Annotated in this window: 21 protein-coding genes; 10 read left to right on the top strand and 11 right to left on the bottom strand. The window is 65.0% G+C overall.

The genetic code is table 11. The features are described from left to right. Positions 1-16: 16 nt before the first annotated feature. Positions 17-1,120 (top strand): chorismate synthase, encoded by a 1,104-nt coding sequence (gene aroC / locus I3253_RS10660; protein WP_197917648.1) that lies wholly within the window; start codon positions 17-19, stop codon positions 1,118-1,120. Continuing rightward, positions 1,113-1,775: an HD domain-containing protein gene (locus I3253_RS10655; protein ID WP_232236972.1), complete on the top strand. Its 663-nt coding sequence runs from the start codon at positions 1,113-1,115 to the stop codon at positions 1,773-1,775. Before aroC ends, I3253_RS10655 begins: the two co-directional genes overlap by 8 nt. A 39-nt stretch (positions 1,776-1,814) precedes the next feature. Here I3253_RS10655 and I3253_RS10650 read toward each other — a convergent pair whose 3' ends face one another. Together I3253_RS10650 and I3253_RS10645 are read right to left on the bottom strand one after the other, a co-directional pair. Next, positions 1,815-2,972, bottom strand: coding sequence for a cytochrome P450 (locus tag I3253_RS10650; protein ID WP_197917647.1), 1,158 nt, complete (start codon positions 2,970-2,972; stop codon positions 1,815-1,817). 120 nt (positions 2,973-3,092) lie between these two features. After that, positions 3,093-4,595 (bottom strand): malonate--CoA ligase, encoded by a 1,503-nt coding sequence (locus I3253_RS10645; RefSeq protein WP_197917834.1) that lies wholly within the window; start codon positions 4,593-4,595, stop codon positions 3,093-3,095. Positions 4,596-4,714: 119 nt separating this feature from the next. On the opposite strand from I3253_RS10645, the gene I3253_RS10640 reads away from it, so the two are divergent. Continuing rightward, a complete protein-coding gene (locus I3253_RS10640) occupies positions 4,715-5,632 on the top strand; it encodes a DMT family transporter (protein ID WP_197917646.1) in 918 nt (305 codons plus the stop codon). 166 nt (positions 5,633-5,798) lie between these two features. Here the strand turns inward: I3253_RS10640 and I3253_RS10635 are convergent, their stop codons facing one another. Together I3253_RS10635 and I3253_RS10630 are read right to left on the bottom strand one after the other, a co-directional pair. After that, positions 5,799-7,175: a citrate lyase subunit alpha gene (locus tag I3253_RS10635; RefSeq protein WP_197917645.1), complete on the bottom strand. Its 1,377-nt coding sequence runs from the start codon at positions 7,173-7,175 to the stop codon at positions 5,799-5,801. Then, the gene (locus I3253_RS10630; RefSeq protein WP_197917644.1) at positions 7,175-8,047 is read right to left on the bottom strand and encodes a branched-chain amino acid aminotransferase; all 873 of its coding nucleotides are present in this window, start codon (positions 8,045-8,047) and stop codon (positions 7,175-7,177) included. The genes I3253_RS10635 and I3253_RS10630 overlap by 1 nt, the downstream gene beginning before the upstream one ends. Positions 8,048-8,215: 168 nt before the next feature. Between I3253_RS10630 and I3253_RS10625 the strand changes: the two genes are divergently transcribed. The 6 genes from I3253_RS10625 (at position 8,216) to dxs (ending at position 13,513) form a co-directional block, all read left to right on the top strand. Beyond that, on the top strand, positions 8,216-8,713 hold the full coding sequence (locus I3253_RS10625; protein WP_197917643.1) for a MarR family winged helix-turn-helix transcriptional regulator: 498 nt from the start codon (positions 8,216-8,218) through the stop codon (positions 8,711-8,713). Positions 8,714-8,723: 10 nt separating this feature from the next. After that, entirely contained in the window at positions 8,724-9,425 is a 702-nt protein-coding gene (locus I3253_RS10620) for a response regulator (protein WP_197917642.1), read from the top strand. A gap of 66 nt (positions 9,426-9,491) precedes the next feature. Beyond that, a complete protein-coding gene (locus I3253_RS10615) occupies positions 9,492-10,427 on the top strand; it encodes a histone deacetylase family protein (protein WP_197917641.1) in 936 nt (311 codons plus the stop codon). Beyond that, the gene (locus tag I3253_RS10610) at positions 10,424-10,666 is read left to right on the top strand and encodes an exodeoxyribonuclease VII small subunit (protein WP_197917640.1); all 243 of its coding nucleotides are present in this window, start codon (positions 10,424-10,426) and stop codon (positions 10,664-10,666) included. The genes I3253_RS10615 and I3253_RS10610 overlap by 4 nt, the downstream gene beginning before the upstream one ends. 31 nt (positions 10,667-10,697) lie before the next feature. Beyond that, on the top strand, positions 10,698-11,567 hold the full coding sequence (locus I3253_RS10605) for a polyprenyl synthetase family protein (RefSeq protein WP_332255680.1): 870 nt from the start codon (positions 10,698-10,700) through the stop codon (positions 11,565-11,567). A 17-nt stretch (positions 11,568-11,584) separates the two neighbouring features. Next, positions 11,585-13,513 carry a 1-deoxy-D-xylulose-5-phosphate synthase gene (dxs, locus tag I3253_RS10600; protein ID WP_197917639.1) on the top strand — a complete coding sequence of 643 codons (1,929 nt, stop codon included), beginning with the start codon at positions 11,585-11,587 and terminating at the stop codon, positions 13,511-13,513. Between the two features lie 68 nt (positions 13,514-13,581). Here dxs and I3253_RS10595 read toward each other — a convergent pair whose 3' ends face one another. Both I3253_RS10595 and I3253_RS10590 read right to left on the bottom strand, forming a co-directional pair. Continuing rightward, on the bottom strand, positions 13,582-14,379 hold the full coding sequence (locus I3253_RS10595) for a DODA-type extradiol aromatic ring-opening family dioxygenase (protein ID WP_197917638.1): 798 nt from the start codon (positions 14,377-14,379) through the stop codon (positions 13,582-13,584). Positions 14,380-14,659: 280 nt separating this feature from the next. Beyond that, positions 14,660-15,598 carry an AraC family transcriptional regulator gene (locus I3253_RS10590; protein WP_197917637.1) on the bottom strand — a complete coding sequence of 313 codons (939 nt, stop codon included), beginning with the start codon at positions 15,596-15,598 and terminating at the stop codon, positions 14,660-14,662. A gap of 88 nt (positions 15,599-15,686) precedes the next feature. Between I3253_RS10590 and I3253_RS10585 the strand changes: the two genes are divergently transcribed. Further along, positions 15,687-16,553 carry an alpha/beta fold hydrolase gene (locus I3253_RS10585; protein WP_197917636.1) on the top strand — a complete coding sequence of 289 codons (867 nt, stop codon included), beginning with the start codon at positions 15,687-15,689 and terminating at the stop codon, positions 16,551-16,553. Positions 16,554-16,572: 19 nt separating this feature from the next. Here the strand turns inward: I3253_RS10585 and I3253_RS10580 are convergent, their stop codons facing one another. The 5 genes from I3253_RS10580 to I3253_RS10560 form a co-directional block, all read right to left on the bottom strand. After that, complete coding sequence (locus I3253_RS10580; RefSeq protein WP_197917635.1) at positions 16,573-16,890, bottom strand: DUF1244 domain-containing protein; 318 nt, start codon at positions 16,888-16,890, stop codon at positions 16,573-16,575. A gap of 66 nt (positions 16,891-16,956) precedes the next feature. Continuing rightward, complete coding sequence (locus I3253_RS10575) at positions 16,957-17,196, bottom strand: DUF6868 family protein (protein WP_197917634.1); 240 nt, start codon at positions 17,194-17,196, stop codon at positions 16,957-16,959. A gap of 64 nt (positions 17,197-17,260) precedes the next feature. After that, positions 17,261-18,754, bottom strand: a complete 1,494-nt coding sequence (locus tag I3253_RS10570) for a hypothetical protein (protein ID WP_197917633.1) — start codon at positions 18,752-18,754, stop codon at positions 17,261-17,263. Positions 18,755-18,850: 96 nt separating this feature from the next. Then, complete coding sequence (locus tag I3253_RS10565) at positions 18,851-19,516, bottom strand: sugar transferase (protein ID WP_197917632.1); 666 nt, start codon at positions 19,514-19,516, stop codon at positions 18,851-18,853. 496 nt (positions 19,517-20,012) lie between these two features. After that, the gene (locus I3253_RS10560) at positions 20,013-21,281 is read right to left on the bottom strand and encodes a GumC family protein (RefSeq protein WP_197917631.1); all 1,269 of its coding nucleotides are present in this window, start codon (positions 21,279-21,281) and stop codon (positions 20,013-20,015) included. Positions 21,282-21,350: the final 69 nt, after the last annotated feature.

Below are 21,350 nucleotides of genomic sequence, written 5' to 3'. Positions count from 1 at the left end.
CAGGAGAGCGCCCGATATGTCGATGAACAGTTTTGGACATCTATTCCGTGTCACCACCTGGGGCGAAAGCCACGGACCGGCGCTGGGCGCCACCGTGGATGGCTGTCCGCCGGGGGTGCCGCTGGATGCGGAGATGTTGCAGGTCTGGCTGGACAGGCGCCGCCCGGGCCAGAACAGGAACACCACCCAGCGCAACGAGCCGGACGCGGTAAAGATCCTGTCGGGCGTGTTCGAGGGGCAATCGACCGGCACGCCGATCCAGTTGATGATCGAGAACACCGATCAGCGCAGCAAGGACTACGGGGATATTTCCGAAACCTTCCGTCCCGGTCATGCCGACATCACCTATTGGCAGAAATACGGCATTCGCGATTATCGCGGTGGCGGGCGGTCTTCGGCGCGGGAAACGGCGGCGCGGGTGGCGGCGGGCGGAGTGGCGCGCGAGGCGATCCGGGCGCTGGTGCCCGGGGTCGAGATCCAGGGCTATATGGTGGCGATGGGCGATCTGGAGATCGACCGCAGCCGGTTTGACCGGGATGCCATTGAGCGGAACGATTTCTGGATTCCGCAAGGGCCGGAGGTGGCGCGCCAGTGGGAAGAGTATTTGCAGGATCTGCGCAAGGCGCATGACAGCGTGGGCGCGGTTGTCGAGGTGGTGGCGCGCGGTGTGCCCGCCGGGCTGGGCGCGCCGGTCTATGGCAAGCTGGACACGGATCTGGCGGCGGCGATGATGTCGATCAATGCCGTCAAGGGGGTGGAGATCGGTGAAGGCATGGCGGCGGCGCGGTTGCGCGGCACGCAGAACGCCGACGAGATTTACATGGGCGAGACCGGTCCGGAATACAGTTCGAACCATGCGGGCGGTATACTGGGCGGAATATCGACGGGTCAGGATCTGGTGGTGCGGTTCGCGGTCAAGCCGACCAGCTCGATCCTGAGCCCGCGCAAGTCGATCCGCAAGGATGGCACGCCGATCGAGGTGATCACCAAGGGGCGGCACGATCCCTGTGTCGGCATCCGTGCGGTGCCGGTGGGCGAGGCGATGATGGCCTGTGTGGTGCTGGACCATCTGCTGTTGCATCGCGGACAGGTTGGCGGGAACAGGGGCCGGATTGGCTGAGCCGGGCGATCTGCGTGACCGGCTGCGGCGCGTCGTGGCCGCGCGCATGGTGTTGGACACGACGCATGATCTGGCGCATCTGGATCGGGTCTGGGCCAATGCCTGTGCCATTGCCGGGGGCGAGGCGGGTGTGAACCGTACCGTGTTGCTGGCGGCGGTCTATCTGCATGATCTGGTGAACCTGCCCAAGGATCATCCCCAGCGGGCGCGGGGCTCGGTTCTGGCGGCGGAGGCCGCGGTGCCGATTCTGCGCGATCTTGGGCTGGGCGGGGATTGTGACGCGGTGTGTCACGCAATCGCCGCGCACAGCTTTTCGGCGGGAATTGCGCCCGAAACCATCGAGGCGCGGGTATTGCGGGATGCCGACAGGCTGGATGCGCTGGGCGCGGTGGGGATCGCGCGGTGTTTCGCGGTGTCGGGCGCGTTGGGGCGGGCGCTGTATGATCCGGGGGATCCCTGGGCCGGGGCGCGGGGCTGGGACGATGGGCGGTATGCGATGGATCACTGGCCGGTCAAGCTTTTGCGATTGCCGGAGGGGATGCTGACGGCGACGGGGCGGCGGCTGGCGCAAGAGCGCGTGGCGGTGATGCGCCGCTTTGCCGAGGCGCTGGCGGCGGAGATTGGCGTTGCGCTGCCGGGGGCGTGGGGCGCGTGAACCGCGGCCTGGGACAGGCCCGGCACCAGGGTGGCCCGGCTACCAGGCGACCGGCACCCGCAGCGGGCCACGAAAGGCCCAGCCCTCGAACGGCGCGTCGCCGGCAAGGCGCAATCCGGGAAGGCGGTCAAACAGCATGGGCAGCGCCACCTCGGCGATCAGGCAGCGCGCGGCCCAGGCCCCGGCGCAGAAATGCGGTCCGGCGCCAAAGCTGATGGCGGGGCCGCAATCCTGGGTGATGTCGAATGCGTCGGGGCGGGCAAACACCGTTTCGTCGCGGTTGCCCGAGCCGAACATCAGGAACACGCGATCTTCGGGCTGAAACGTGATGCCGCCGGTTTCGTAGCGCCGGGCGACGCGGCGGGGCGACATGCCGATGGGGGATATCCAGCGGGCGTATTCCTCGAATACCCGGGACCACGTGGCGGTGCCGCCCTGGACCAGCGCCAGCTGGTCGGGGTGGGTGAGCAGCGCCCAGGCCGCCCCGGCAATGGCGTCGCGCGGTTCGTTCTGTCCGCCCGAGATCGCCAGCTTCACATTGGCGCGGATCGCGGGTTCGGGCAGCCCGGCCTGCATCATCACCGACAGCAGCGAAAGATCGGGGGTGGCGGCCAGTTCCGGCAGGCGCGCGGTGATGTGGGCATCGATCGAGGCGGTGCAATCGTGGCAGCGGGCCGTGACCGCCGGATCGCCGGTGTAATTGGCGCAGCCGTCGATCATGCCCTGGCTGACCCGGTCCATTTCGGCCCAGGTCATATTGGTCAGCCCGGTCAGAGCCCTGAGCGCCTCGCCCGAGGCCGGGCGGGCGATATCGGCCACCAGATCGGCGTGGCGTTGCGGCGCGACGCGGTCGAGTATGGCGGCCATGGCGGATTGGAACTGTGCCTTCCAGACATCGCGCACGGTTTTGGGCGACACGGTGGGAAAGATCGCGCGGCGTTCGGCCATATGCGCCGCGCCGTCCTTGCGCATCAGGTTCTGGCCCATCAGCACGGTCATCAGCCCGGCGGGCTGATCCGAGGAAAACACCGCGATGTTCTTTTCATGGGTGAAGATATCGTTGCGCCGGGTGATCAGCGTGGCGCCAAGCTGGGGGACATGGGCAATCGGTGCCTGTGCGCGCATCCGTTTGAGATCGGGGTAGGGATCGGCGCGAAAGGCGGGCAGGTCAATTTCGTAAACCGGGGCGTTCGACATGGCGGTCTCCTTCTGCCCGCAGTGTTCCACCGGGTGGCCGGGTGGGGCAAGGGGGGCCAGCCCCCCGCCGCTCTGCGAGCGCCCCCCCCCGGAGTATTTCCGGCAAAATGAAGAACGGGATCAGGTGAACAGGGTTGCGCAGGTTTCGCGCAGCGTCTTTTTCTGGACCTTGCCCATGGTGTTGCGCGGCAGTTCGGGCAGGAAGATCACCTGTTTGGGGTGTTTGAACCTTGCCAGCCTGCCGGCCAGTGGCGCGATGATGTCGGTGGCGTTCAGGGGGGCGCCCGAGGGCACGACAACGGCCACCACGGCCTCGCCGAAATCCGGGTGAGGCACGCCGATCACCGCGCTTTCCAGAACGCCGGGCAGATCATCGATCAGGCTTTCGACCTCTTTGGGGTAGACGTTGAACCCCCCGGTGATGATCAGGTCCTTGTCGCGCCCGACGATGATGACGTAGCCGTCCTTGTCCCTGCGGGCCAGATCACCGGTGATGAACCAGCCATCCGGCAGGAGCTCTTCGGCGGTTTTTTCGGGCATCTGCCAATAGCCCTGGAACACGTTGGGGCCGCGCACTTCGAGCACGCCGATCTCGCCGGGGGCGACCTCGGTGCCTTTCAGGCGGATGCGCGCCTCGACCCCGGGCAGGGGAAAGCCGACGGTGCCGGCGCGGCGCTCGCCGTCATAGGGGTTGGACGTGCTCATGTTGGTTTCGGTCATGCCATAGCGTTCCAGGATGCGGTGGCCGGTGCGGGCCTGCCATTTCTCGTGCGTGTCCACCAGGAGCGGCGCGGAGCCGGAGATGAAGAGGCGCATGTTGGCGGCGCGGGCGCGATTCAGGCGCGGATCGTCCAGCAGGCGGGTGTAAAAGGTGGGCACCCCCATCAATGCGGTGGCGCGGGGCATGGCGTTCAGGATGGCATCGGCGTCGAATTTCGGCAGAAAGACGATGGATGCGCCTGCCAGAAGGGCGACATTGGTGGCCACGAAAAGCCCGTGGGTGTGGAATATCGGCAAGGCGTGGATCAGCACGTCATCGGCGGTGAAACGCCAGTGGTCCCGCAGGGTTTCGGAATTCGAGGCCAGGTTGGCATGGCTGAGCATCGCGCCTTTGGAGCGGCCCGTGGTGCCGGAGGTGTAGAGGATCGCGGCAAGATCGTCGGCCGTGCGCGGTACAGGGGTAAAACTGGTGTGCCGGGCGGCGGCAATGGCCAGGCTGCCCGCGCCGTTGGCATCCAGCGTGAGGACGGTTGCGGTGCCGGCAATCGCGGCGGTGGCGTCGCGGCGGGCCGGATCGCAGACGACCACGCGCGGTGTGGCATCGGCCAGGAAATACCCAAGTTCGGAGGTGGTGTAGGCTGTGTTCAGCGGCAGGAAGACGCCGCCGGCCATGACCGTGCCAAGATAAAGCTGAATCGCCTGGAGCGTTTTTTCTACCTGCACGGCCACTCTGTCTCCCGGCCGGAGGCCGTGTTCCGTCAGCGCGGCGGCCATGGTCTTGGCCCCGGCAAACAGCGCGCCATAGCTCATGGTTGTACCGTCGGGTGTATGGGCAAAGATGTCGTCCTCGCGCCCGGACGAGGCGGCGCGCAGGCGGGTGATCAGGTGGTTCTGGTCGGACATGGCGGTTCCCGTGGTGGTTCGTGCCAATGTGTCCCCCTGCCGGGCCCAAAGATCAAGGGTGGTTTCCGTCACGCACGCGGGCTGGTAGGGATTGTCTGTCTCAATCGGAAAGGTCCAGGATGAACCCGGTGCGCGGTATCCTTTTGATGGTGTTGGCCGTGGCGCTGTTTTCGGTGATGGCGGCGTTCATCAAGGCGACGGCGGGACATGTGCCGACCGGACAGGCAGTGTTCTTTCGTTCGGCGCTGGCGCTGCCGGTGATCCTGATATGGCTGTGGCGGCGCGGGGATCTCTCGACCGGGCTGAAGGTGAAAAGCCCGATCGGGCATTTCTGGCGCGGGCTGATCGGCACTACGGCGATGGGGTTGGGTTTTGCATCGCTGGGCTATCTGCCCCTGCCCGAAGTGACGGCGATCGGCTTTACCGCGCCGCTGTTGACGGTGGTGTTCGCAGCGATGTTCCTGGGCGAAAGCGTGCGCGCCTTTCGACTGACGGCGGTGTTCATCGGGCTTCTGGGCGTGATGATCGTTTTGTGGCCGCGCCTGACGATTGTCGGTGGCGCACCGGATGATGCGGCGATGCTGGGTATCCTATTGGTGTTGGGTTCGGCGGTGTTCCGGGCCCTGGCACAGATTCATATCCGCAAGCTGGTGCAGAGCGAGGAAACCTCGGCGATCGTGTTCTATTTCTCGATCACGGCGACCGGGCTGGCGCTGTTGACGCTGCCATTTGGCTGGGTGATCCCAACGGGACGCGAGTTGTGGCTGCTGGTTGGCGCCGGTCTGCTGGGCGGGGTGGCGCAGATACTCCTGACATCCAGCTATCGGTTCGCGCCGGCATCGGTTGTGGCGCCGTTCGATTATGCGGCGATGCTGTTTGCCATTGTGATCGGCTATGTCTGGTTTGACGAGGTGCCCACGGGTATGATGCTGGCCGGATCCTCGGTGATCATTCTGGCCGGAGTGCTGATCATCTGGCGCGAACGTCAGTTGGGCCTCAAGCGCAATGCCCGCAAGACAATGACACCCCAGGGATAGAGCCGGGCGGGGGCGCTGCCCCCATCGCCTAACGGCGATTCCCCCGGGATATTTGGAGCCAAAAGAAAAAGGCCGATCCCGTGTCTTCTTTTGGCCAAAAATATCCCGGGGGTGAATTGAGCCTTCAGGCTCAAGAGGGGGCTGGCCCCCTTATGTCCGGGGTGGATCACGCCGTGCGGATGGTGTCGATGATGTCTCCGGTGGGCGCTTCGCATTCAGCAATGATGCGGCCCTGTCCTCGTCCCGGTTGCGAAGGGGGGCCGGCCAGTTGGCGCAGGTCCTGGAGCGATTTCAGGGGCAGTCCGGCGCGTTTAGCGGCGGTCGCAAGGGTGCTGCGGGACGGGTGGATGGCGATGCCGGCCTCGGTCACGACCGCCGCGATGGCGGCTCCGGGAGTTGTCAGGCATGTGAGGCGGTCGACCAGCTTGGCATGGCCGCCGGCGCGCAGAGTGGTGGTGACGATCGCCAGTTTTGCTCCTGTCGCCGTGTCGGAATGACCACCCGAGCCGCCAATGATGCGCCCGTCGCTGGCGCAGGTGACGTTGACGTTGAAATCGCAGTCCACTTCGGCGGCGCCCAGGATCATCACGTCCAGTTGGCGTGCGATGGTGTCGGGGCGCTCCGGGCTGGCGTATCGCTCGGCGGACATCGGAAGGTGGGCGGCGTCGCGGGCATAGGAGCGCACGGCGGCCAGATCGAACGCCTGTACGTCCCACAAGCGGCGGAACAGTCCGGCGTGCAGCATGTCGACCAGTGCGCCGGTGATGCCCCCGGCGGCGAATTCGCCGGTTACGCCGCGGGCTGCCATATGCGGCGCCAGTGCGCGGGCCACGGCCAGCGATGTCGCCCCGGCGCCTGTCTGAAACGAGAAACCGTTGCGCAGATGGCCTGAGCAGGCGATCAGGCGGGCGGTCAGATCGGCGATGATGCGGCCGTTTTCGGAAGGCGCGCGCCCGGTTGTGCCCGAGGCGATCTGACCTGCGTCGCCGATGTGATCCACCGCCACGATCTGATCCACCCGTTCTGCCGGGATGCAGATGCGCGGCACGGTCTTGCAGCGGTGATCGGTCAGCGCGACCACCTGTGCCGCGTGGGCGGCATCCACCATGGCATAGCCCAGCGGGCCGCAGGCGGACGGGCCGGTGGCGCCCGAGAGATTGCCCGCTGCGTCCACGGCGGGGGCGGCGACAAAGGCGGCGTCGATCGGCAATTGCCCCGAGGCGATGGCCGCCGCCCGCCTGCCATGGCTTTGCAGGCGCACGGGATGGGCCAGAACGCCCGCCTTGACCGCGTCCGCCAGCGGGCCGGTCATATAGGAGGTGGTGATGCGCGTGACGGTGCCGTTTTCCAGAAACGGGATCAGCGCGCCATGCACCGGGAACAGCGAGGAGGGCGCGATATGCAGATCGCGCAGCCCCATGTCAGAGCAGGCGGCCAGCACCTGCCGCATCGCGTCGTCGCCATTGCGCAGGTGGTGGTGAAAGGACAGCGTGGCGCTGTCCCTGACACCGGCCTGTTCAATGGCGGCGCGCAAGCCGGACATCAGCTGCGTACGAGTTTCTCATACGCCTCGGCGATCTCGCGCGTCAGGGCGCCCACCTCGAACATATAGTCGCCGATCTGGCCCACCGGGGTCACTTCGGCGGCGGTGCCGGTCAGCCAGCATTGTTCGAACCCGGCCATTTCCTCGGGCAGGATGTGGCGTTCGTGCACCGTGACGCCGCGCTGTTTGAGCATTCCGATCACGGTCTGGCGGGTCAGGCCGTTCAGGAAGCAATCGGGCAGGGGGGTGTGCACTTCGCCGTCCTTGACGAAGAAGATATTGGCGCCGGTCGCCTCGGCCACATAGCCGCGATAATCCATGAACAGCGCGTCCGAACAGCCCTTGGCCTCGGCCTTGTGCTTGGAGATGGTGCAGATCATGTAAAGCCCCGCCGCCTTGGCATGGACCGGGATGGTTTCGGGCGAGGGGCGTTTGAATTCCGCGATGTCGAGCCTGGCGCCCTGCATCTTGGCATCGCCGTAATAGGCGCCCCAGCCCCACACGGCGACAGCCATATGCACCGGGTTCCTCGCCGATGCGACGCCCATGTCTTCGCCCGAACCGCGCCAGACCACCGCGCGCACATAGGCGTCCTGCAAGCCTGACGCGGTGAGGGCTTCCTGCTTGGCGGCTTCGATATCGTCCACGCTGTAGGACATCGGCATGTCCAGCGCCCTGGCGCTGGCGATCAGCCGCTCTGAATGTTCGCGGCTTTTGAAGATCTTGCCGTTATAGGCGCGCTCTCCCTCGAACACGGAAGAGGCATAGTGCATGGCATGTGTCAGGATATGCACCTTGGCATCCCGCCATGGGACCAGTTCGCCATCCACCCAGATCACGCCGTCACGATCATCATATGCTGCGCCCGCCATGGTCGCTTCCTTTCCTTGCGTCATTTTCCATTTGTTGCGCAACAAATGACCGATACGGACATAATATTGCGTAAAATCTGTGATTCGCTAACAGTTCGCGCTTGGAGTGTCAACAAAGCTGACGTATTATGAGCAAATAACAGGCAAAAAGTGATACCCGGAGGCGATATGGGAGAGGTCACCAGCAGCGAGAGCCTGCTGTATCTGACGGATGAGCAGCTGCGCCAGGGAATCGAGGCGATGTATTTTGCCTATCGCGGGTTCACCGCCGATCCCGACCGGATCCTGGGCACCATGGCTTATGGTCGGGCGCATCACCGGGCGGTCCATTTCATCAACCGCGCGCCGGGCACGACGGTGACGAACCTGCTGGCAATCCTGGGCGTGACCAAGCAATCGCTGAACCGTGTGCTGCGCACGCTGATCGAGGACGGGCTGGTGGAAAGCCGGGTCGGTCCGACGGACCGGCGCGAGCGTAACCTGTACCTGACCGAGGCGGGCGAGGCGCTGGAAAACCGGCTGTCGGACGCGCAGCGCGCGCGGATGCGCGATGCGTTCCGCGAGGCCGGGCCAGAGGCGGTGGCCGGGTTTCGCCGGGTGCTGGAGGCGATGATGGATCGCGAGTTGCGGCGGCAATACCTGTCGTTGCGCGAGACCGGGCAATAGGGGAAGACCAATGAGCGACGTGGCCCCGCATCTGCTGATCGTGGATGATGACGAGCGCATCCGCGGCCTTTTGCGCACATTCCTGATGCGTAACGGGTTTCTGGTGACGGCGGCGCGCGATGCGGCGCATGCGCGGCGCATCCTGGCGGGGCTGGATTTCGATCTGATCGTGCTGGACGTGATGATGCCGGGCGAGGACGGCATGAGCCTGACCCGCGCGATTCGCGAAACCTCGGTCACGCCTGTCCTTTTGCTGACGGCTCGGGGCGAAACCGGGGATCGTATTGCCGGGCTGGAAGCGGGGGCGGATGACTACCTGGCCAAACCGTTCGAGCCCAAGGAATTGCTGTTGCGGATCAACGCGATTCTGCGCCGGATGCCTGCCCCGGACGACAGCGACAGCGTGCCCAGGGTGCTGCATCTGGGCGCGATCCGGTATGACATCGACCGGGGCGAGATGTGGCAGGGTAAGGATCCGGTGCGGCTGACCGCGACCGAGGCACAGTTGATGCGGATCTTCTCGGCAAGTCCGGGCGAGCCGATTACGCGCGCGCGGCTGGTCGAGGAACTGGGGCGCGACAAGGGGCAGGCGCAGGAGCGCGCCGTGGATGTGCAGATCACCCGGCTGCGGCGCAAGATCGAGCAAGACCCAAAGCAGCCCAGATACTTACAGACAGTGCGCGGCGCGGGTTATATGCTGGCCCCCGACTGAACCCGGGCTGCGGTGCGTGTGGCGGGTGTTGGGTTTGAGTATTTTTGGAACAATGAAAGAGGGACGATGACAACGGCCTTGTTTTCGCATTCCGATTGCCTTGCGCATGTCACCCCGTCCGGTCATCCGGAACAGGTGGCCCGGCTGGATCGCATCGCCACCGCGCTGGACGCGCCCGGATTCGCCGCGCTGGAGCGGCGCGCGCCGCCGCTGGCCGACGATGCCGATCTGTTGTTGTGTCACCCGCAACGCCATATCGACGCGATCATTGCCGCCGAACCCGGCCGCGGCGCGGTGCCGCTGGATGGCGATACGTGGATGTCTGCGGGATCTGTCCAGGCGGCGCGGCGCGCGGTTGGGGGTTGTATCGCGGCGGTGGACGCGGTGCTGGACGATGCGGTGGACAACGCCTTTGTCGCCTGCCGCCCGCCGGGGCATCACGCGGAGCAGGACGTGCCGATGGGGTTCTGTCTGTTTGGCAATGCCGCCATTGCCGCGCGCCACGCGATGGAGCGGCGCGGGCTGAGCCGGGTGGCGGTGATCGATTTCGACGTGCATCACGGCAATGGCACGCAGGCCCTGTTATGGGACGAGCCGCGCGCGCTGTTCCTTTCCTCTCACCAAAGCCCGTTATGGCCGGGTTCGGGGGCGGCGCATGAAACCGGCGGGCACAACAATGTGCAGAACTTCCCGCTGGCGCCGCATTCCGACGGGCGCGTCATGCGCGGGGTCTACGAGGCCGAAGTGTTCCCGGCGGTGGCGCGCTTTGCGCCCGAGCTGATCATCGTTTCCGCCGGGTTCGATGCCCACCGGGCCGATCCGCTGGCCCAGCTGAACTGGACCACCGAGGATTTCGCCTGGCTGACCCGGCATATCTGTGACCTGGCAGAGGCGCATTGCGGGGGGCGCGTGGTCTCGACTTTGGAAGGCGGATATGATCTGAACGCGCTGGCGGACTCGGTTGCCGCGCATGTCGGGACATTGATGGAGAGAGCCGGATGAATGACACCCCTGTCAGCGAGATGAGTTTCGAGGCGGCGATGGGCGAACTGGAACAGGTGGTGGGCCAGTTGGAGCGCGGCGACGTGGCGCTGGAGGATTCCATCAAGCTGTACGAACGTGGCGCGGCGCTCAAGAAACGCTGCGAGGACAAGCTCAAGGAAGCCGAGGAAAAAGTGGCGGCGATCCAGCTGGACAGCGATGGCAATCCGACCGGGCTGAAACCGGTGGAGGGGCTGTAGGCCCGGCACATACCAGACAAGGGCGGTTTTCGTGTTCCAGACCCATCTGCAAAACGCCGCCCGCGCGGTCGAGACCCATCTAGGCGCGGTGATGGCGCCGCTGGGCGATCTGCCCGTGGTGCAAGCGATGCGTTATGCCAGCGCCGGGGGCAAGCGGCTGCGCGCCTTTCTGGTGCTGGAGAGCGCCCGGCTGCACGATGTCGCGCCCGGGCAGGCGATCTGGCCGGCGACGGCGATCGAGGCGATCCACGCATATTCGCTGGTGCATGACGATCTGCCCTGCATGGATGACGACGCGCTGCGCCGGGGGTTGCCCACGGTGCATGTGAAATGGGATGATTGCACCGCCGTTCTGGCCGGGGATGCGCTGCACACGCTGGGGTTCGAATGCGTCACCCATCCCTCCTGTCACCCGGACCCCGCCGTGCGCGCCGATCTGGCGTTGCGTCTGGCACGGGCCGCCGGGGCGCAGGGTATGGTGCTGGGTCAGGCGTTGGACATTGCCGCCGAAACCGCGCCCGATCCGCTGACCCTGGATGAAATCACCCGGCTGCAAGCGGGCAAGACCGGCGCCCTGATCGCATGGTCGGCCACGGCCGGGGCGGTGATGGCGCGCGCCGATACCGCGCCGCTGCAACGTTATGCCGACGATCTGGGGCTGGCCTTTCAGATCGCCGATGACATTCTGGACATCGAGGGCGACGCGGCCAAGCTGGGCAAGGCGGTGGGCAAGGATGCCGAAGCGGGCAAGGCCACGTTTGTATCGCATCTGGGGCTGGAGGGCGCGAAATCCCGCGCTGTGGCGCTTGTCGAGGATGCCTGTGACGCCCTGTCTCCCTATGGTGTGGCCGCCGATCCCTTGCGGGAAGCCGCCCGTTTCGTTATCTCGCGGGACAGCTAAGCGAAAAGGCGCGGCCCATGTCAGCCAGACCCGATACCCCATTGCTTGACCGGGTGACGATCCCGGCAGACCTGAAACAGTTTTCCGACGGCGAACTGGTGCAGGTGGCGCAGGAGCTGCGTCAGGAAACCGTCTCGGCGGTTTCCGAGACCGGCGGCCACCTGGGCGCGGGTTTGGGCGTTGTGGAACTGACCGTGGCGCTGCATGCGATTTTCGACACGCCGCGCGACAAACTGATCTGGGACGTGGGCCACCAGTGCTATCCGCACAAGATCCTGACCGGGCGGCGCGAACGCATCAGAACGCTGCGCCAGGAAGGCGGCCTGAGCGGATTCACCAAACGCTCTGAAAGCGTCTATGATCCGTTTGGTGCCGCGCATAGTTCCACGTCGATCTCTGCCGCGCTGGGCTTTGCCGTGGCGCGCGACCTGGGCGGGCAATGCGCGGGCGGGCTGGGCGATGCGATTGCCGTGATCGGGGATGGCTCGATCTCGGCCGGAATGGCCTATGAGGCGATGAACAATGCCGGGCATCTGGACAAACGCCTGTTCGTGATCCTGAACGACAACGACATGTCGATCGCTCCGCCGGTGGGCGCGATGTCATCCTACCTGTCCCGGCTATATGCCGGCGAGCCGTTCCAGGAATTCCGCGCCGCCGCCAAGGGGGCGGTGTCGCTCTTGCCCGAACCCTTCCGCGAGGGTGCCAAGCGGGCCAAGGAGATGCTCAAGGGCATGGCGGTGGGCGGCACCCTGTTCGAAGAACTGGGTTTTTCCTATGTCGGCCCGATCGACGGCCATGACATGAGCCAGCTTTTGCCGGTACTGCGCACCCTGCGCCAGCGCGCGACGGGGCCGGTGCTGCTGCATGTCATCACCAGGAAAGGCAAGGGCTATGGCCCCGCCGAACAGGCGCGCGACCGGGGCCATGCCACCGCGAAATTCGACGTGCTGACCGGCAAACAGCACAAGGCGCCGTCAAACGCGCCCTCCTATACTTCGGTCTTCGGCCAGACGCTGGTGGAAGAGGCGGCGCGCGACGATCGCATCTGCGCGGTCACGGCGGCGATGCCGGACGGGACCGGGCTGAACCTGTTTGCCGAACGCTTTCCCAGCCGCTGTTTCGATGTGGCGATTGCCGAACAGCATGGCGTGACATTTGCCGCCGCGCTGGCGGCTGGCGGGATGAAACCGTTCTGCGCCATGTATTCCACCTTTCTGCAACGCGGCTATGATCAGGTGGTGCATGATGTCGCGATCCAGCGCCTGCCGGTGCGGTTCGCGATTGACCGCGCCGGGCTGGTGGGGGCGGATGGCGCCACCCACGCGGGCAGTTTCGATATTGCCTATCTGGCCAATCTGCCCGGCATGGTGGTGATGGCCGCCGCCGACGAGGCCGAACTCAAACACATGATCGCCACCGCCGCCGCACATGACACCGGCCCCATCGCCTTCCGTTATCCGCGCGGCGAGGGTGTGGGCGTGGATCTGCCTGAACGTGGCACGGTGCTGGAAATCGGCAAGGGCCGCCTGATCCAACAGGGCAAGCGCGTGGCGCTTCTCTCTCTGGGCACCCGGCTCGAAGAGGTGCGCAAGGCGGCCGAGGCGCTGGGCGCCAGGGGGATCACCCCCACCATCGTGGACGCCCGCTTTGCCAAGCCGCTGGACGAAGACCTGATCCTGACCCTCGCCGGCGATCACGAGGCGCTGATCACCATCGAGGAAGGCGCCATCGGCGGTTTTGGCAGCCATGTCGCCCAGCTTCTGGCCGAAAACGCCGTGTTCGACACCGGCCTCAGATTCCGCTCCATGGTGCTGCCCGATACCTTCATCGATCAGGCCAGCCCGCGCGCCATGTATGACGTGGCCGCCATGAATGCCGAACATATCGAAGCCAGGGTGCTCGACACGCTGGGCATTACCCGGCTCGACTCCCGCCGCGCCTGATCCGGCTCTTCATTTTGCCAAAAATACTCCGGGGGGAGTCGCCAAAGGCGGCGGGGGGCTGGCCCCCCTTACCCGAAACGCCAGCTTGACGCGGTGACACCGCCGCGAATGCCGGTCTGATGATAGACCCGCGTCGCCGGCGCCTGCGCCGCCGCGCCCAGCGCGGCAAATAACGGCACAAGGTGATCTTCCTGCGCATGGCAGGTGCGCGCGTGTGGCGCGGTCTCCCAGGCCATCAGCGCCGCGTGCCGCGCCTCGGGCGCCAGCGTCAGGGTTTCGCCCAACCAGGCATCAAACACGTCCGACGGCTCTTTGGCACCGGGGCCGAACAGGCGCAGATTGTGATAGCTCAATCCCGAACCGACAATCAGAACCCCCTGTTCGCGCAGCGGCGCCAGCGCGCGGCCCAGCGCAAAATGCTCGGCCGGGTCATAATGCGACCGCATCGATACCTGCAAAAGCGGCATGTCCGCCTCGGGATACATCAGCGCCATGGGCACGAATGTGCCGTGATCATAGCCCTGATCGGGAGCCATCGCCGTGGGCAATCCCGCCCCGGCAATCCGCGCGGCAATCTCTTCTGCCAGCGCGGGCGCGCCGGGCGCCGGATAGGTGATCTCGTACGTATGGGGCGGGAAATTGTAATAGTCATACACCATGGGCGGATTGGGTGACGACATCACCGCATATTCCTCGCCCTCCCAATGGCCCGAGATCATCAGCACCGCGCGCGGGCGGGTGCCGATCTCCTGCGGCATCCGGGCCAGCGATCGGGCCAGCGGCTCCAGCTCGCGCGCCATGTCGGGAATCCACGGCCACGGCCCGCCGCCATGCGAAATGAAATAGGTTGGAAGAATGTCGCCCATGTTGGTCCTCTCGCGTCGATGGCCCAGATATACCCCATAATTTCACGCACAAAAGACGCCCATTCGAACAGAACCTGTGCGCAAGTGCGTATCACGGCACCAGCACCGCCGCCCCCTGCGCCCGCCCCGCCCGCAGATCGTCCAGCGCCATGCCGGCGCGCCCCGGCGGACAAGGCACGGTCAGCGTCACCACGCCGGCCTGTTCAGCCAGCGCAAGAAACGCACCGCCATCAGCACGGGTCAGGTTGGCGACATATGTCCGGCCCGAAATCGAAGTGGATCAGAACAGGTGCCTGGCCTGCGACGGCGCCATGTCGAACCGCGCCCGAAAGGCCCGGTTGAAATGCGCCACGCTGGCAAAACCACACTCCAGCGCGATCCGGGCCACCGGGCGGAATCGCTGCGCGGGATCGCGCAGCGCATCCCATGCGGCGCGCAATCGGCGATCCTGTACCCAGCGCCCCACACTGGTGCCATCGCGACGGAACCTGTCCTGCACGGTGCGCGGGCTGACCCGGAAGTGCCCGGCAATCATCACCGCCCCCAGCGCGGGATCCGACAGATGTTGCGCGGCCCAAAGCTTCATCAACGCCACATCCGCCACCGGGGCGTCCGCGCCGGTTTCCAGCGCCTCCAGCAGCGCCACGAGAGCGTGACCGGTGGCCCGGATCGCGGCGCTGTCGCCGCTGTCACAGGCCAGAGCCGCCAACCGGAACTGGGCGGCAAGAAACTGTCCTCCGGGCCCATGGGCCAACTGCCGGTTAAGCGCGTCGATCTTGCGCTTGGGCGGCAGTCTGTCGCGCGGCAGACGCAGCGAATAAAGGCGCAGGCGGTCATTGGGGGCAAAATGCAGCGCGAATGCCGCGGCGTTGTCGATCACACGCGGCGTGCCCGCTGGCACATGGTGTGTGGCGTCACCGATCTGGCAGTCAAAGGCGGCATCGGGCAGGAAATTCAGAAAGACCGAGTCATCCGGGGTGCGCCGCAGCATGGCGCCGTCGCGCGCGGCCCTGTGCCCCGGCGCATGGATCGAGGCCAGTTGACCCACCCCCAGATCATGCGCGGAAAAGCGGGCATCGAACTGCCGGTTATTGCTGCGTTCGGGCTGGATGCCCACGAAGGTGGAACAGATCGCCTCGCAGAAATACGCGAACCGCCGGTGCGGCGCGACCGACGTGGTGTCGCGGATCAGGGGCTGAGTTTCTGCGCTCTGGATCAAGGATTTGCGCTCTGGTGCAATATTCGGGGGCGGTGTTGCGCCCTAGACTAACCGCAGAATGCCGATCTGGGAATAACGGGAGGACCACATGACCGGAAGCGCAGACAAACCGGCCTTTGTGCTGGTGCACGGGGCCTGGCATGGCGGGGCCTGCTGGGACTGGTTGAAACAGGAACTCGAGGCGGCGGGCCACGCGGTGGTGGCGTCGGATCTGCCTGGCGCCGGCCGGAACGCGGCCATGCCGGCCAGTTTCTTTCAGCGCCCGCTGGACCCGGCCGCCTTTGGCACCGAACTATCGCCCAATGCCGGGGTGACACAGAATGCACGCACCGATGCGGTGCTGGCAGATGTCGACACGGCGGCGGGGCTTGGCAATGGCAAGGTGATTCTGGTGGGCCATTCGCTGGGCGGCGTCACCGTGTCGCCCGTGGCCGAGGCCGCCCCCGGCATGGTGGCGGCGGCGGTCTATCTGTGCGCCTTCATGCTGCCGCCGGGAATGCCGGCCGTTGCCATGATCCTGTCCGAGATCATGAGCGAGGCGCTGGTGCCGCCGCTGTTCAAGGCTGACCCGGAACAGGTGGGCGCCCTGCGTATCGACGTGGGATCGGATGATGCGGACTACCTCGCCGGCATCAGGGCGGCGTTCTACGGAGATCTGTCGGATGCCGAGTTTGCCGCCGCGCGCAACGGTCTGCATTGCGACGAACCGGTGGCGGTGGCCGCCGTGCCCAGCGCCATCACGCCCGACCGGTATGGCACTGTGGCGCGCCACTATATCCGCTGCACCCAGGACCGCGCGATCCCGCTTGCCGGGCAGGATCACATGATCGAAGCGGTCGATGGCGCGATGGGCAATGCCACGCAGGTGCACACGCTGCACAGTTCGCATTCGCCATTCATCAGCCAGCCCGGCGCCCTTGCCGGGATTTTGCGGGACATCGCCGCGACGGTATGACGATGCGGGGGCGGGGGTCTTAACCTTTGTCCTCGCCCACATTTTCGGCAAAGGCGACCTTGAAATCGGCCTGTTGCCGGGCGCTGGCCTCGGTCTGGTATGTATCCTTCCACACGGAATAGGGCATTCCGTAATAGATTTCGCGCGCCTCTTCCTTGGTCATCTCGATGCCACGCGCGTTGGCGGCTTCCTGATACCAGCGCGACAGGCAGTTGCGGCAGAACCCGGCCAGGTTCATCATGTCGATATTCTGCACATCAGTGCGTTTTTCCATCAAGTGGTCGCGCAGCGCGCGGAATGCAGCGGCTTCAAGTTCGATCCGGGTTTGTGTGTCCATGGGGTGTGTCCTTGGAAATTGGCGTTGAACCATGGCTAGCAGCCGGGGCAAGTTCCGGCAACCGCGTCACATCAGCCTCAGCGCCAGCCATGGGACAAGGGCGGTGACGAAAATCAGCAGCTTGTAAGCGGCGAGCCAGTTGAAATAGGTGCGGTTCACATCGGCGCGTTCCAGCCCGAACAGGGCGGCGTGCAGCCCGGAGGCCCAGTTGCGCAAGATCAACAGGAACACACCCGCGGTGATCAGGATGGCAAAGTGGATAACGGTCATCCATCCGAAAAAGCCGGTCAATGCGGTTTGGGTCATCATGGTCTCCTTCTGCGGTGCCGCCCTGTTGGCACGGGTGTCGGTGCGTTACGCGGCAAGGCGGCTACAATACGGTGCGGCGCTTTTCGGGTTCCGCCGCCGGAGCAGGGGCCGGACTGGCCGGGGTTTCCGGGGCTTCCCGCGTCAGAAGCTCGGCATGGCCCAGCAGCATCCCGGCGATCAGCCATGTTATCGGTGTCAAAGTGGCGTTCGGCAACAGGTCCAGCATGTTGACCCCCAGCATCAGCGCCAGCGGCCCGACATAGGGGGACACCGCGACCCGCGATTCCCCGACATGGGCATGGGCGCCGCCGCGCAGGGTAAAGCGGGCCTCGCGCAGGAACCGATCGCGCGCCGCCGCGCGCGCCCGGCCCAGATGGCGCCACAAAAGAAGGATCGGCAGGCCCATCAGCCCGAACCGGGCGATATACCCCACCCAGCCCCACACGCCCAGAACGATCACCCAATACCCATCCGATACCGAGGTGATCAGGCCGGTGGTGGGATCGTGCAGGTGGTTGCGCCCCCAGATGCCCCAGCCGAACAGCGGCTTTTGCATGGCCCGTTCGGCCAGGATGTCTTCGTTTTCGAACCGGAAGGCCAGGGACGATGCCCGTTCGGGAGAGATCGCCTCGGCCTGGGCCAGAATGGCATCGGCAGGGACCAGGCCGGCCGTCTTGAGCGCGGGGTAGAAAAAGGCAATCGCCGCCAGGACCAGCGCGACGCGCAGCTGCGCGGCGGTGGAAAGCGTCATGATCATCACCCCGGCCACCCCGGCATAGACCAGCATGGCCAGCGTCTTGCTCAGCACCAGCACCACCACCAGGTAACAGGCCGCCACCAGAAACCTGATCCGCGAGGGCCGCGTATCCCCGCGCCACAGCGCCAGGGTGGCCAACAGGCAGGCCAGCACGAAATAGGCAACCCAGATACCGTGATACAGGAACACCACAGGCCGATAGCCCCCGCCGCGGATGGATTGCGAGAACAGGTGCTGGTAATAGCCGTAGATCCAGTTGTTGAGCTGCGGGCTGAGCCGCACTTCCAGCAGGATCGGCACGGAATAGGCCAGCCCGGCAATCAGCAGCGCCAGAAGCAGATCGCGCTGATCCTCGCGGGTGCGCAGGTAGTTGCGCGCCAGCAGAAATCCCATCAGCGTGATGAACTGGTTGATCGGCTGGGCGATGGCGTCTTGCAGATACAGGCCGCGAATGACGCGTTCGGTAAAGATCAGCGGCTCGGAATTGGTGAACACCGTGGCAATCGGCGACAGGATTACCGCCAGAACCAGCCAGCGGGCCGGGCGCGATTCAGGCAGGATGCGCGGCTTCAGCCCCAGCACGACCACAACGATCACAAAGGCCGACAGGTTGGGCAACGTCTCCTTGTCCAGCGCCGGCATCAGCGGGAAATCGAACGCGGCGGGCGGGGGCGGCAACAGCAGATAGGCCCCCAGAAACGTCCAGATCAGCGCCCGGCCCGGTGGCAGGGCCACGAACAGGCGCCACGCCACGACCGGCCAGAGCATCAGCATCAGACTGGCAAAGGCGTTGGGCATGTGGGGCGGGCCTTTCGTGAACCAAAACGCGCGCGCCCAGTATAGCGCGCGCGGTTCCTGCTGTCAGCGGTGCGTGGTCATGGCATCCGGGCGGCGTCAGACTCCGGTGCCAAGCGCGACCACCCCCAGGGTGCGCACCACGACCGCAACGTCGGTGCCAAAAGACAGCGCCCGGTCATAATTGGCGTCGTGAAAGGCGCGCTCTTCGAAGCTGCATTCGTTGCGGTCGGAGATCTGCCAGAACCCGGTAATGCCGGGGCGCATGGAATAATAGGCGGTGCCGGGATAAAGCCGGACCTGTTCGGTCATCATCGGGCGCGGCCCCACGACCGACATGTCGCCCACCAGCACGTTCCAGAACTGGGGCAGCTCGTCCATCGAAGTCTTGCGAAGAAACCACCCAAGCCGGGTGATGCGGGGATCGTTCATCAGCTTTTGCTTGTCATCCCATTCCTGGCGGGCCGCCGGGTTGTCGCGCAGATAGGCCTCCAGCTTGCGGTCGGCGTCGGGGACCATCGACCGCAGTTTCAGCATCTGGAACCTGCGGCCATTCAGCCCGACACGTTCCTGCCGGTAAAACGGCGAGGCCCCGTCGCGGGAAATCAGAAGGGCCAGCACCACGACGATCAGCGTGACCGGCAGGGCGATGGCAAGTACAAAGAGGATATCAAACAGGCGTTTGACATACGTGCGGTAAAACCCGTTGCGAAGGGGGATCACCGCAATCGCCTCTTCAAAATCTTTACGCGAATAGATCGCCATTGGCGTCATCCCCTAAACCCCAAAGGAAAGGCCGAAAGAGAGGTCACGTTTCGCGGGCCGCACCGACCCATACGCGCGCCTGGAATGGCGCGCGGCTGAACCAACTCGGACGGATCAAATTGAACCCCTGGCAGCAGCGGCTTTGACACACGAGCAGTCGTGACTTTAGTCCTTCGGTGCTCCTCTCTGGAAGCGCCCACCCAAGGACAAAGATTAGACACAATTTCCGAAAAATCTACTCAAGTTTTCGCGTGAAACTCCGTAATATATTGAAATATATCGGTTTTCATTGTGTCAATTTCTGGGCAGCGGAAATATTCGGCAATTTCGATCCATTTCGCCTGTCTTGAAACACCGTTTTTGGAAATAGTTTCTGCAAATTGCTCGGGATTGTTTCCGGTTCGTGGTTGAGTGGCGCGCGCAAGCTTCTCGTATTGCGAAATTGATTCGGGGATACAGGACGTTGCGTTCGGCAATTGCGGCGCAAATGTGGCGTTTATCTGCCGAACTTCAGAATGAGTCCGGCAAAGGCCGCGAAGGTGGCGGAAAAGGCGCCCAGCTTCAGCCCGGCCCTGACAAACCGCCGGCGCCGGGCGCGCGGGGTTTCGATCACCGGAATAGCGGCGACGGCGCGCATTCCCAGCTGCCGTTCGAATTGCGACCGGGTCCAGATCACCGGGTTGCGCAGTTCGGCCAGAAACACCAGCGCCAGCGCGACAATCCCGCTCAGCAACCCGCCCATGGCCAGGATCTTCTTGCGCGAGGGGGCAATCGGCCAATCCGGCGGCAGCGCCTTTTCCAGCACGGCAAAGCTGTTGGCCTGGCGATTGGCCTCCAGCATCTGGTTCATCTCGGCCTCGGCCTTGCCCACGGTGATCGCCTTGTACTGGTCTTCCAGCTTGCCCAACTGCCGCTCAAGTTTCGACAATTGCTGTTCCAGCCCCGGAAGGGCGCGGATCCGGGCGGCGATGCGTTCGATCTCGGACTGGATGACGCGGCGTTCCTCTTCCAGGCGCCGGGCGCGCTGGGCGCGGACCGAGTTCTGCGAGCCGCTGCCGATATCGGTCTGGGTCACGATCTGGCGTTCGACCTCCAGCTGCAACTGTTGCAGGCTGGCCAGCCGGGTTTGCAGGGCATCCAGCCCGCCGGGCAGCAACACGTCGTTGCCTTGCTTGAAATCGGCGATCTGTTGTTCCAGGTCCGCAATGGCCGCGCCGATCCGGCGCTCTTCTCCATCAAAGAATTCCAGCGTTTCACGCACCCGGACCGAGCGCCGCCCCTCTTCTTCCTGAAGAACGTTGTTGACCAGCTCGTTGGCGACATTGGCCGCCAGAACCGGATCGCTCATGCGGACCGTGACCAGAAGCGCCGAAGGGCTGACATCCTGGCGCCAGCGGAAATCGGGGTTGGTGATGTGATTGACCCGAGACGAGCGGCGCAGCAGTTCCACTTTCTGGGCGTTGGTCAGGCCGGGATACAGGCTGAATTTGTGGATGATGGTCAGCAGGTTGTCGCGGGCCATCACCCGCTGTTCGACGATCTGCAATTTTTGCAACATGGCCACATTGATCGACCCGATCGAGCTTTCGCCGGTCCGGATCGAGGGTTGTTCGATCTGGATCGTGGCCGAGGTTTCGTATTCGCGCGGCAGCGACAGCGCATAGGCCAGCGACACCAGAACGCCAAGCGCAATGACGCAGGCCCACAGGAGAAACCTCCTGCGCAACATGCTCAGCACTTCGCCAAGTGTCTGGATCTTGTCCATGCCCGGTCCTCAATAATCGGTGGCGCGAGTCGTTCTATGCGCTCTGTTTACCCTAATCTGGCGCGGGAA

Origin of the sequence: Thiosulfatihalobacter marinus (assembly GCF_016019955.1) — a bacterium.
Taxonomy (GTDB): domain Bacteria; phylum Pseudomonadota; class Alphaproteobacteria; order Rhodobacterales; family Rhodobacteraceae; genus Shimia; species Shimia marinus_A.
Note: the sequence above shows the minus strand (reverse complement) of the source record. Positions and strands in the feature narration are given on the sequence as shown.